The 11690-nt window shown below is 45.1% G+C and carries 11 protein-coding genes; 8 read left to right on the forward strand and 3 right to left on the reverse strand.

Annotation, left to right across the window (positions count from 1 at the left end; translation table 11 throughout):
- Positions 1-338: 338 nt before the first annotated feature.
- From ASG89_RS30195 to ASG89_RS30210, 4 genes are read left to right on the forward strand one after another with little or no spacing between them, the layout of a single operon-like run.
- The gene (locus tag ASG89_RS30195; protein ID WP_235549992.1) at positions 339-1838 is read left to right on the forward strand and encodes a spore germination protein; all 1500 of its coding nucleotides are present in this window, start codon (positions 339-341) and stop codon (positions 1836-1838) included.
- On the forward strand, positions 1825-3003 hold the full coding sequence (locus tag ASG89_RS30200) for a Ger(x)C family spore germination protein (RefSeq protein ID WP_235549981.1): 1179 nt from the start codon (positions 1825-1827) through the stop codon (positions 3001-3003). Before ASG89_RS30195 ends, ASG89_RS30200 begins: the two co-directional genes overlap by 14 nt.
- A 3-nt stretch (positions 3004-3006) precedes the next feature.
- On the forward strand, positions 3007-3237 hold the full coding sequence (locus ASG89_RS30205; protein WP_057315046.1) for a hypothetical protein: 231 nt from the start codon (positions 3007-3009) through the stop codon (positions 3235-3237).
- A gap of 8 nt (positions 3238-3245) precedes the next feature.
- Positions 3246-4628 (forward strand): GerAB/ArcD/ProY family transporter, encoded by a 1383-nt coding sequence (locus ASG89_RS30210; RefSeq protein ID WP_235549982.1) that lies wholly within the window; start codon positions 3246-3248, stop codon positions 4626-4628.
- A gap of 85 nt (positions 4629-4713) precedes the next feature.
- On the opposite strand, the gene ASG89_RS30215 is transcribed toward ASG89_RS30210, so the two are convergent.
- Entirely contained in the window at positions 4714-5805 is a 1092-nt protein-coding gene (locus tag ASG89_RS30215; protein WP_057315048.1) for a ParM/StbA family protein, read from the reverse strand.
- 199 nt (positions 5806-6004) lie between these two features.
- On the opposite strand from ASG89_RS30215, the gene ASG89_RS30220 reads away from it, so the two are divergent.
- The 3 genes from ASG89_RS30220 to ASG89_RS30230 all read left to right on the forward strand — a co-directional run bounded on the left by ASG89_RS30220 (position 6005) and on the right by ASG89_RS30230 (position 8318).
- Entirely contained in the window at positions 6005-7045 is a 1041-nt protein-coding gene (locus ASG89_RS30220) for a peptidoglycan DD-metalloendopeptidase family protein (RefSeq protein ID WP_057315049.1), read from the forward strand.
- A gap of 1 nt (position 7046) precedes the next feature.
- Positions 7047-7499, forward strand: a complete 453-nt coding sequence (locus ASG89_RS30225) for a bactofilin family protein (RefSeq protein ID WP_057315050.1) — start codon at positions 7047-7049, stop codon at positions 7497-7499.
- A gap of 84 nt (positions 7500-7583) precedes the next feature.
- Positions 7584-8318 (forward strand): HAD family hydrolase, encoded by a 735-nt coding sequence (locus ASG89_RS30230; RefSeq protein ID WP_057315051.1) that lies wholly within the window; start codon positions 7584-7586, stop codon positions 8316-8318.
- Positions 8319-8436: 118 nt separating this feature from the next.
- Here ASG89_RS30230 and ASG89_RS30235 read toward each other — a convergent pair whose 3' ends face one another.
- Together ASG89_RS30235 and ASG89_RS30240 are read right to left on the reverse strand one after the other, a co-directional pair.
- Complete coding sequence (locus ASG89_RS30235; protein WP_235549983.1) at positions 8437-9348, reverse strand: ABC transporter permease; 912 nt, start codon at positions 9346-9348, stop codon at positions 8437-8439.
- Positions 9349-9367: 19 nt separating this feature from the next.
- Positions 9368-10303 carry an ABC transporter ATP-binding protein gene (locus ASG89_RS30240; RefSeq protein ID WP_057315053.1) on the reverse strand — a complete coding sequence of 312 codons (936 nt, stop codon included), beginning with the start codon at positions 10301-10303 and terminating at the stop codon, positions 9368-9370.
- Positions 10304-10464: 161 nt separating this feature from the next.
- Between ASG89_RS30240 and ASG89_RS30245 the strand changes: the two genes are divergently transcribed.
- On the forward strand, positions 10465-11667 hold the full coding sequence (locus ASG89_RS30245) for a sensor histidine kinase (RefSeq protein ID WP_057315054.1): 1203 nt from the start codon (positions 10465-10467) through the stop codon (positions 11665-11667).
- Positions 11668-11690: the final 23 nt, after the last annotated feature.

The raw sequence follows: 11690 nt of genomic DNA on the forward strand, positions 1-11690 counted from the left end.
AGCTTTTGCCAATGACTTTGACGCTATACCTTTTCTTACCAACAAAACTTGTACAAATAAAATTTTCCAACTTTCGTAATAAAATCCTGCTCTTTCGCAGAACATAATCTACGCATTCTTATTTCTTCATCTTGATCATGGCAGGAGGTGCCTCTCGCGTGGCCAAAACACCAAAATATTTGATGAAAAGCATCCTGCAAAGCCGGAAACCCGCACAATCCAGCGAAGGCAATCCTCCTTCTGCGTTGGATCAAGCGCTCAATACCCACTTTATCGAAGATCTAAAGAAAACTAAGCTCTCACTGCTCCTAGACGAGAATCATAAATTCATTAAAGACATGTTCCAGGAATGCTCCGATGTCGTGGTCAGAGAATTCGAAATTGACCCCCATATCCCAGCGCTGCTTCTCTTCGTAGATGGTCTAACCAACACGCAGCTTCTGAACGATACGATGAAATCACTCATGCTGATCGGAGGCGGAGAAACCTCCATCGAGCGCATCGCTAATGTCATTTTGCCGGTATCACAAACGCAGATTTCCGATAACTACGGAGATTTGCTGACTTCTGTGCTTGGCGGTGATGCTGCGCTGCTCGTTGAGGGGAATGCCAAAGCCATTCTGCTCGGCATCCGTGGCACGGAGAAACGTTCCGTTGGCGAACCGGAGACAGAAACCGTCGTACGCGGGCCGAAGGAAGGCTTCGTAGAGAGTATCCGGACGAACACTTCCATGATTCGCCGCAAGTTAAAGACACCTAAACTTAAGATGAAGTCCATGAGTGTCGGCAAAGAAAGCAATACGAATCTTGTCATTTGCTATATGGATGACTTGGCTATGCCTTCCTTGATTGAAGAAGTTGTCAAACGACTAGAGCAAATCAAAATTGATGCTATTTTGGAATCAGGAATGATCGAAGAACTTATACAAGACAATGCCTATTCGCCGTTTCCACAAATGCAATATACGGAGCGCCCTGACGTCGTTGCTTCCGCCCTCCTTCAAGGACGCGTTGCAATTCTAACAGACGGAACCCCCTTCTGCCTCATCGTTCCTTTCGTATTCATTCAAATTATGCAAACGAGTGAAGACTACTATGAACGATTCCAGATTAGCACACTATTACGTCTGCTTCGTTATGTCTTCATGTTCCTGTCGTTAACGACGCCAGCGCTGTATGTGGCTATAACAACGTACCATCAAGCACTACTACCAACAGCATTGATGCTCAGCATAGCTGCCTCTCGGGAAGCTATTCCGTTCCCATCCGTCGTTGAGGCCTTCATTATGGAAATCACATTTGAAGCCCTGCGAGAAGCTGGCATCCGACTTCCCAAAGCGGTTGGCTCCGCTGTTTCTATCTTAGGTGCGCTCGTTGTAGGACAAGCTGCCGTCCAAGCTGGAATTGTATCGGCACCTATGGTTATTGTCGTCTCGATTACAGGCATTGCTTCCTTCACCATTCCACGATTTAATGGTGCGATTGCTATTCGAATGCTGCGCTTCCCTATTCTCGTTGCCGCATCCATCTTCGGATTCTATGGTATCTTTTTCTCTTTAATGATTCTGATCGGACACATGGCAAATCTCCGCTCCTTCGGAGTTCCCTATTTATCCCCCGTCGGCCCCCTATCCGCTCCGGATATGAAGGATGTTCTTATCCGTGTCCCATGGTGGCAAATACAGAAACGTCCCGAGTTTATGGCTGTTCAAGATAACACCAGTCAGAGTAGTGAACTGCCGATGCAGATCAAGAAATCAGGAGGCTTAGATGGCAGTAACATAGATCATGTACACAAAGCCAGTAAGGAGGAGCAATCAAAGAATGATACATCCTAAGCAGCGCATTGGGATGGTGGTAACCTTAACCTTACTACTCTCCACCACTCTACTAACAGGTTGTTGGGATCGTACGGAGACCAATGACGTCGCATTTGTACTTACTTCATCGGCTGATTTAGAGGATGACGGCAGATATCGTGTTACTTATATGTTCCCTCTCCCCGGTTCCATGGGTGGAGCTAGCGGCGGCGGTGGCGGCACCGCTGGAGGTAAAAGCTATTACATCGATTCCGAGGTCGGGACCACCTTCCGCGATGCAGTCAGTAAGCTTCAAATGCGTATGTCTAGACGCATCTTTCTCTCACACCGCAGAACGATCGTCATTGGTGAAAAACTAGCGGAAGCTGGCATCACTTCCTTGTTCGATGTTCTTCCGCGTTCACCAGAGAATCGGATGACGAGCTACTTGATTGTAACCAAAGGCAAGGGCTATGACCTCCTGAATGCTGAGCCGAAGTTCGAGCGTTTTCCTGCTGAAGTCATTCGTGAGTTAACCAAGTCTCGCAATGCCATGCCTACAACAATGAAGGATGTTGGGATGTCCTTAAGTTTTAATAGTGATCCTATCATGAGCTATCTGGAACCTCGAGATAGTCAAGTCTCTAAAGATCCTTCCCATGAAATCCAATTCGTTGGCTATGGGCAGTTCAAAGGGGATAAGATGGTTGGCATTTATAAAAAGAAAGAAGCATCGGGGCTTTTGTGGCTCCGAAATCAAGTGAAAGAGCAGCAACTCACATTCTCCATCGAGAAAGGCAAAAATATTTCCATTGGCGTTATCGGCGGCAAGACAGCCATAACGCCTAAGCTCCTGAAGGATAAAGTTATGTTCAATATTATCGTAGATGCTCGAGGAGCTGTGCGAGAGGACCTGTCTGATGAGGATTTGTACAATTCCGATATCCTTCACAAGATTGAAACGAAATTCGCAGAACAAATCAAACTATCCATACTTGCAACGATTAAACAGATGCAAAAGGAAGGCACGGATTCGGCTCAGCTTGGTCTCATGGTTTGGAGAACATATCCTCAGAAGTGGAACGAGCAATTCGGCAAGGATTGGGAGCGCTATTTTAAAGACGCCGAATTCAATATTGTAGTGAAAGCCTCTATTCCTGATACCGGTGTGATTAACCACAACGTAACCAAAGGAGGGCTCTAGTCGATGGATGGGATCTTCGTCATCAGCTTTCTCAGCATGTTGATCGGTTCCTTCCTCATGGATCGCAAAGTGCTGCGCCGGGCGAAAAAAGGGAACAAAATAACCTATGGTCTTACCATTGGAATAATCCTTCTTTTTCTCACAATGAAATATTTCCACATGAGTATACCGATGCCCGCTTATTTTTTCGTACAAAAGGTTTCTCCATGGCTCATCCGAGTTCTTGGCATATAAGTAGAAAGGTGGTGTTTATCATCGATAATAAGCAAGTCATTAACCAACGTCAGTTGTCGTGGCTAGCTTCTTCCATAGTCACCAGCGGAGGCATCCTCACGTTGCAAAATGAATTAATTCGCATTAATCAAATGGATGCTTGGTTCAGCTATTTAATTTCCATTCTTTATGTATTCCTGACTGCTGGTTTCTTTGGTTATATGGTAAAGCTATACCCTAATAAGAACATTTTTGAAATATCCAAAGAAATATTAGGTCAATGGCTCGGCACCTGTATCAATCTACTCATTTTGTTTCATTTCTGGCAGATTGTCGTTCGTGATATTTCCTCCGTATCTAGATTTAGTTCTACACTTTTACTACATACAACACCTTTGGAAATTCTAATATTACTTAACTGTTTGTTACTTATTTATTTTGGAAAAACAAGTGTAGAGGTCATAGCACGTGTAAATGACCTGTTCTACCCCCTTTTTGTCATAACAACGATGATCATGCCACTGCTCTTATCAAACGAATTCTTTCTGCGGCTCACGACGCCTTTGCTAACGATGCCTATACAGAACTGGACGGCAAGTTCCATTCTGACTCTCGGGAGTGCTGGGGATATTTTCATTCTAGGCGCATTTCTTCATATGCTGTCCAATGCCAATCACGTTCGTTCAGCTATTCGACATGGCTCCTTGCTCGGTTTTTTCCTACTTACACTTATACTCTTCGCTATTATTGCCGTGCTTGGCCCTAAGATGCCTGCAAGCTTCTCATATCCTAGCTATAACCTGGTTCAAACGATTCATGTCACTGATTTCCTAGATCGACTTGATCTTGTCATGCTCATGATCTGGTATCCCACGGTCACGTCTAAAATAGTAGCCATTTACTTGGCACTCCTGCTCGGCATTAGTTCCCTTTTTAATGAACGAAATTATCCGATGATTAACAAACCTATCGCATTGCTAATAGCACTAAGCACATGCCTTTCTTTCAAAAGCACCACCGAGCTGCTCTCCTTCTCCAACTTCAGCTCACCGGTTATTGTTTTGGCTTATCAGCCCTTCATCATGGTCCTCCTCGTTGTCATTGGGTATCGGAAGAAACAGAAATTCCCGGATGCTTTTCCCGATTCCTCTGGAGGAACTCACGTCATGAAGGATCCCAAACAAAATTCAGGTAAATTTAGCCAACGCATGACCTACACGCAATGGCTATGGGGAGGAAATCTGGTTTTGGTCATTTGCGTTGCGTTTGTTCTACTTGGTCTTATGTTGGGTGAGAAATCTACGATGATTGGTATGATTTGTGCGGTAGGCTTCGGCAGTTGTTTAATTCTGGCGAACTTGACCACCTATATGGAACTTACCAAACTGAAGCAAGCCGAAAGCAGTAACTAATATGAACTGCTGACGTGAAATTCGATTTGGAGGAATGCTTATAACGAAATTAAAAAAGCACCCGCCTCAGCAGGTGCCTTGTAAGTTAAACAGGAATTGATTGATTTAAACGACTTTTCGCGACCTTCAAGTAGCCGTTAACGTTTAAGAATTCACTATCGTTCGTGAAACGCAATTTCATTGCTCCTGCGGCGTCTTGGATATACGGCTTCAGTGCCGTTGCACCGCCACCAATTACGTAAAAGCATTGAATATCTGGGCATTTGCGCCAGCGTTTCTTGATCATTTCCACCATGCGTACGGCAGCACGACGGAAATGCAGATCTACGATAGGCCGAATATCGACTTGGCCTTCTCCAGGAAGCTGAATCGTAAATTGACGATTCTTCACACGTTGCGCAAGCTTCGCTCGGCTTGGGAACAAGTGACCGTAAGCATCTTCAACGTCACGAATAATTCCATCCAAATACGTAGCAATACCGATCTGCTCACCATGGCTGAAATGGTTGTCAATCGCCATCCGTTTGATGACAGGGAAGTCCGTCGTCAAGGCACCAATTTCGCAAACGCCTATGCAGCCATTGTATATTTCTTCGTCTTTGACCTGCAAGCTGTCATGTGTTGCCATATGAAACATGGCCGCAGCACCTTCAATGGAGACAGCTACTTTGCGGATCGAAACTTTAATTTTACGATTATGGAACTGTGGAGTGGAAAGGAATGTCACTTCGTGCTCACCTAGAAGTCGATGTTCGAATGTCTGACTGTATTTCGGGAAAGAACGAACAGGCAAGCCCGTACCCAATGTGTATTCAACTTCGTCAACGTTGCCGTAGCCAGGGTTAGCTGCTTGATTCGTGAGACCCTGATAAGCAAGTGCAGTCAGCGCTACAATGAGAGATTGATCCGATAGCGCTTTGTTATCAGTATCTTCCAGCTCTAGGTTATCTTCGTGCTCTAAGGCAAGCTGCCCCACGAAATAACGTTGATTCCGCTGCGAAAGGCTTGGACTGTAGATAATGACATCCAATGCTTTCCAAGGGGAATCTTCTTCTTGCAAAATGTGTCTTTCATAGCCCGGCGCTATGATATTCGGAATGACTAATGGTTCTCTAGACCCATCTAGCACCAACTTAATACTATCGTTCCCTATGTCAATACCTGCAAGCTTAATCATGTGTGCCTCCACTCCAAATCTACAGCTTTCTGTAATTGTATTAGTACATTCGATTATATACGACAGGATTCCTTCCTACTTTAGACTCATTTTCCTAGGACTGGCAGGCAGGAATGCAGGTTTTTAGCAAAATATGACGAATGATGTACAGAACTTCACTTTACCAAATTCAACCATGACAGGAGTTAATCAAGCCCTTATGAAGCTTAAGTGGAAACCCAAAAAACTGACACTGGTTATCATACCAGACGCAAATCAATCAGTCGTCAGGTTTCGCATTCACCATTTAGTAGCCTATACTGCTGCAGCAGGTTTTACCTTGCTCATGCTGATTTCCATATCGATTTACTTCCTACACGCACATACGGTCAAACGGGCAAGTGACTTGCAATCGAAGCTAAGCGGTGTAAACCAGCAATGGAGCGCAACCCTAACTTCTAAGAATGAAGCCATCGAACTCTTGCAGAATGAAGTCATTCAACTGTCCCAGCAAGCTGAACAGATGAAGACGCAGGTCGAAGAAGTAAAAAAGCTAGAGAGTGATCTCAAAACCATTGCTGGCATCGATCACGAACCAAGCAGCGTCGCCGTTGCAAGCAACTCATCCGCAAGCAAGGCTAAGAAAGATGCCAATCAGCCGACTGTCGGTGAATCTCCCCCTTCAACCGGTGTAGGCGGAAGCCCCAATCCTGTCTCACAGGATATCATTCTTAAACTAGGTCAAGATACGCTTGCCTCCTTCACTGCGCTCAATGGCGAGGTGCAAGAATTACAAACGAATTTAACCGCAACCAAACAGAAAGTGGCCGACAAACAGGAGCAGCTTCGCATTACTCCTACGTTGTGGCCAACGAGCACAAAGGTTGTTACTTCCCCTTTTGGCTATCGATCAGATCCATTTACCAAGATACCCAGTTATCATTCCGGCATTGATTTCGGTGCTCACGAGAATGATCCCGTCTATGCCACTGCTGCTGGTAAAGTCGTCAGTACAGGTAAGGACATTTACCACGGTAACAACATTGTGATTGAGCATTCCAAGGGCTTACGCACCTGGTATATGCATTTAAATAAAATTGTAGTTAACAAAGGTGATTCTGTAGAAAAAGGCGGAACGATCGGCTTAGTAGGATCTACAGGCCGAAGCACAGGAGCACATCTCCACTATGAAGTACTCAAAAATGGTGAAAGCGTCGATCCCAAGCCTTATCTCAAATCGATTCGAAAGGATGACAACTAACATGTTCAAAAAGACGAAGAACCTCATGAATCCTAATACAACCGATACCCTGATTGGGGAGGGAACGAGCTTTGAAGGCCGCATAAAATCAGAGGCAAGTATTCGTATTGAAGGCGGAATTACGGGAGATATCGACTGCGCTGGTGACGTCATTATTGGCGAGCACGGTGTTGTGAAATCCAATATTTCCGCGCGAGATGTGGTGCTGGCTGGAAGCGTACACGGCAATATCACGACTAAGGGCAAGCTCACAATTACTTCTACAGGGGCTTTGCATGGCAATATCAGCGCTGCTTCTTTCATCATTGAGGAAGGCGGCGTCTTCCAAGGCAGCAGTAAAATGGAAACGAAATCGGCCGTGCCTGTACCCGTGCCAAACAACGAGCCTGAATCTGGGAGCCGACCTATTGCCCCGCCTGAAAATATGTACAAAGGCAACACGGTGGCCATGTAACGCCTAACCGCTAGGATTGATCCTTTCCGCATGTTATACTAGTTGGAAATTCATTTCTAACTGATGTAGGAGACACAGGAACTTATGAGAGAACAATCCATCCTATTTGATCTAGATGACACGTTAGTGCATTGCAATAAATACTTTGACTTTGTGATTGATCAGTTCGTTGATCTAATGCTGACTTGGTATTCAGGACATGGCCTAACGAAACAGGACATTCGGCAAAAGCAGTTGCAAATCGACCTTGCTGGTATCCAAATTCACGGCTTTATGCCAGAGCGGTTTCCGCAATCGTTTGTTGAGACTTACCAATGGTTCGCGCAGCACTACAACCGTCCTGTAAGCAGTAAAGAGGTGGACTGGCTCATGCAGCTCGGTCACACGGTCTACAGTTACACCGTTGAGCCATACCCACTGATGAACGAAACCCTTCTCAAGCTTGGGCAAGCTGGTCACAACTTGTTTCTGTATACAGGCGGAGATGTTTCAATTCAAATGAAGAAAATCAAGGATGTCGGTCTTGATCAATTTTTTCAGGATCGTATCTTTGTAACCGTCCATAAAACACGTGAGTTTATGAATACATTGATGCAGGAAAAGCAATTTGACCGAGATCACACATGGATGATCGGCAACTCGATCACAACGGATGTTCTACCAGCGCTCCATGCAGGTATCCATGCAATTCATATCCCCGTCGCTGATGATTGGGTCTTTAACAATGGGACGATCGACGTCACGCCAAAGGGCGCATTTTACCAACTGCCTTCCCTGCTGGAAGTACCGGAGGCCATCGAATCGTATATCAAGAAATGAGAATACCTCTATCGAAGCCATTCAAAGATGAGCGACCGCGTTAAGAGGTAGGTTTTATCGCCAATAAGAAAGAACGATCCCCCGGTTTAAGTTGCACCGGAAGGATCGTTCTTTTTTGTTAAGCCGCGACATCACGTCTGCGGAATATTTCCCAGGAAAGTACATTGAATAATAAGAAGTAGCACACAAGCATTGTGATGGAGAATCCCAACGTCATTCCCTCCGCTAGCGGCTGCCCCTCTAGATACTGAGTGAGATCCGTATTCGCGAATAGAAAATAATTCCCCCAAGTATACCGCAAAAACAATAATGTAATCACTTGGCCAGCGAACATAATGAAAATGCTGAGGCCGATCGCAAGTGAAGCACTACGAAACACGGTCGAAATCATAAACGCTAGTGTAACAATCATCACGAGTTCGATTAATTTAAGTCCGTACGTCGCTAACACATAGAACAGCATGTTGTTCTCTTGCACCTGCCCTGCGGCATTCACCGTTAAATGCGGAAGACTCAGCCGATCGAAGCCATATGAAAAGCCGTTCACAAGCAGGGCTGTGATGAACAAAATGACCAGTAAGGTAGCTGCAAAAATGAGTGTTGTCAGATACTTCGACAATAAGATCTTCGACCGACTAGCAGGACGAATGAGCAGCAGCTTGATCGTTCCCCAAGTAAACTCCCCAGCTACCATATCTCCGGCAATAATGACTGTAAAGAGCGTAACCACAATAATCAACCCAGAAGCCGTGAGCATACCTTCCCATAATGTGTTATCAATCGGTGGGTAATTGTGATCCAGCATGTATTGCGAAAGCGCACTTTGTTCCCGCATCTGCTTCTTAAAATTTTCTGGAATATCCGGATTTGCAAGCTCTGTCTTATTGTGTTCAATCGTTTCTGAAGCCCTTATTTTCCAGCTGTCATCATTGTTGTTCATATTGGAATGCGATAACACACCCGTAAGCACGACAATGACAATTAACAAGACCACTAGTATCCATGTTCGAAGCCGACTATAAATCTTCATATGCTCATTCTTGATGAGATTAAGCAATAGGATCACTTCCTGTCATTTCTAAAAATTGATCTTCCAACGACTTCATTGTTTTGCGGATGCCATACACGGAAATCCCTGCCTCTACGAACTGTTTATTCAACGAGGCTATCTCTTGTTTATCGAGATCCATTACAAGTTCGGCATCTATAACTTCCACGCGATAGCCTTGAGTTGAGGCTACCTTCACTGCTTGTTCAATCGCATCCACCTCGTAGACGACCCGTTGCTTGCCATCCTCCTGAGCATATTCCTTAATAAGTCTAACATCAACTAATTTCCCATTCTGAATAATGGCCACACGATCACACATCAGTTCCATCTCCGCTAGCAAATGTGAAGAAACGATCACTGAAATTCCTTCATCGCGGGTAAGCTTACGCAAATGATCTCGAAGCTCCCGTATGCCAGCAGGGTCCAACCCATTGGTCGGCTCGTCCAAAATCAGAACCGAAGGCTTATGTAGCAGCGCTTGTGCGATGCCTAATCGTTGTCTCATCCCAAGAGAATAAGTCTTAACCTTGTCATGAATGCGATTCTGCATTCCAACAAGATCAATGACCTGCCCAATCCGATCCTCGTCAATTCCTGGAATCATCCTTGCGTAATGGAGCAAATTCTTATAACCAGTTAGAAATTTGTACATCTCTGGATTTTCTACAATCGCACCAATATGACGAATGGCTTGCTCAAAATGGGTCCGAATCGAATACCCGCCAACACGGATATCCCCCTCGGAAATCGACATTAGTCCAACCATCATACGGATGGTTGTCGTTTTGCCCGCGCCATTCGGCCCGAGAAATCCGAACACCTCGCCGCGCGGTACATCGAAACTCAGCTTATCAATAATGGTCTTAGAACCAATTCGTTTGGAAATATGATCCACCTGTACGATGGGCGTAACAACTTCTTGTGATGCTGACATTCGACATCCCCCCTCTTTTTTTAACCAATATAATCCAATCCTAGCTTACTTTTGCTGTCATGCCTAGAGATTTTTCAGTCATATGACTGCGCTCACTATGGCTTTCCTCTAATTTTATGTACAATGGTAAAATACGAACTGTTAGTTAAAGGAGCTCATCTATGATCCAAAGAAGACCGTGGCACGGTGTAGAGTGGTCACTGTTTATCGTCTTGACCGGCGCTGCACTGCTTGGTTTACTGTATAGCTGCCTTCACATCTATGAACAACCATTCTCCCACATCCTGTTAACCATATTGGCCATTTTACTCTCTTATGGGGCGCCTTTTCTATTCTGGCGACCCCACTACATTAATCCGACATGCTATCCGATTGCTGTTCTCCTAACCGGCATCCCCCTGCAAATTTATTTGGCTTGGATGGAGCAGGATGCCTTACTTACCATTAATTGCCCAATTATGGTCATTGGATTCCTCACCGATCGAAAAAATGCTTGGTGGACCGCTCCCATCTTCATGTTGGGCATGCCGATGACTTACTTTTTCCTTCTACATAGCGGTATGGGAGTCGGACAATTGTTTAGTTTTATCCTAAATGCCGTTCTCTTCTTCGCAATCGGATTAAGCTTACAACGTGCCGTTACTTCTAACGAGAAGACGGAGAAGCTGCTAGGCGAGAATCAACGTCAATACCATTTGATCCATGAGCAAAATAACGTCCTTGAGCAGTACGCAAATCAAATTGAGCAGCTTACTTTAGTTGAAGAGCGCAATCGGATGGCTCGGGAGCTGCATGATACCGTCGGACATACATTTACTTCCGTCATTATGGGCATGGACGCCGTATCGTATTTGATCGAGGTTTCGCCAGAGAAAGCCAAGCAAAAGCTCGACGTCCTGCGCAATGTGACCAGAGGTGGTCTAGAAGAAGTGCGCCGCAGCATTCATCAGATGGTCCCCCAAGAGGGTGATATGCTGTTATCCCAGCAATTGTTACGACTTGCCAATGAATTTGCCCTGCACACGGGGACACAGATTCACTTCACGACGATTAGTGACGAGTTCGAAATTCCCAAACAAACGATGCTCTCATTAATTCGCTGTCTGCAGGAATCACTGACGAATGCCAAGCGACATGGGAAAGCAGCATCTATCGAAATTGTCCTAACTTATGCCGATGACCAAATTTCCCTTCGCATTGAAGATGATGGGATAGGTACCGATCAATTGAAAATGGGCTTCGGTATTACCGCGATGCAAGAACGGATAACGGCGCTGCAAGGCACCTTGCAAGTACGCTCCTTGCCAGAGAAAGGGACCGTTGTCCATTGTATTATTCCTGTCAAACGTTTTCCTACCTTTTAAACCTTTTAAACCTTTTAAACCTT

It is taken from the genome of Paenibacillus sp. Soil766, assembly GCF_001428105.1.
Classification (GTDB): Bacteria; Bacillota; Bacilli; order Paenibacillales; family NBRC-103111; genus Paenibacillus_E.

Bases quoted from the DNA above. Each gene is read 5' to 3' on its own strand.
- ASG89_RS30195 (WP_235549992.1), top strand. From the start codon at position 339: ATGTTCCAGGAATGCTCCGATGTCGTGGTCAGAGAATTCGAAATTGAC.
- ASG89_RS30200 (WP_235549981.1), top strand. From the start codon at position 1,825: ATGATACATCCTAAGCAGCGCATTGGGATGGTGGTAACCTTAACCTTA.
- ASG89_RS30205 (WP_057315046.1), top strand. From the start codon at position 3,007: ATGGATGGGATCTTCGTCATCAGCTTTCTCAGCATGTTGATCGGTTCC.
- ASG89_RS30215 (WP_057315048.1), bottom strand. From the start codon at position 5,805: ATGATTAAGCTTGCAGGTATTGACATAGGGAACGATAGTATTAAGTTG.
- ASG89_RS30220 (WP_057315049.1), top strand. From the start codon at position 6,005: ATGAAGCTTAAGTGGAAACCCAAAAAACTGACACTGGTTATCATACCA.
- ASG89_RS30225 (WP_057315050.1), top strand. From the start codon at position 7,047: ATGTTCAAAAAGACGAAGAACCTCATGAATCCTAATACAACCGATACC.
- ASG89_RS30230 (WP_057315051.1), top strand. From the start codon at position 7,584: ATGAGAGAACAATCCATCCTATTTGATCTAGATGACACGTTAGTGCAT.
- ASG89_RS30235 (WP_235549983.1), bottom strand. From the start codon at position 9,348: ATGAAGATTTATAGTCGGCTTCGAACATGGATACTAGTGGTCTTGTTA.
- ASG89_RS30240 (WP_057315053.1), bottom strand. From the start codon at position 10,303: ATGTCAGCATCACAAGAAGTTGTTACGCCCATCGTACAGGTGGATCAT.
- ASG89_RS30245 (WP_057315054.1), top strand. From the start codon at position 10,465: ATGATCCAAAGAAGACCGTGGCACGGTGTAGAGTGGTCACTGTTTATC.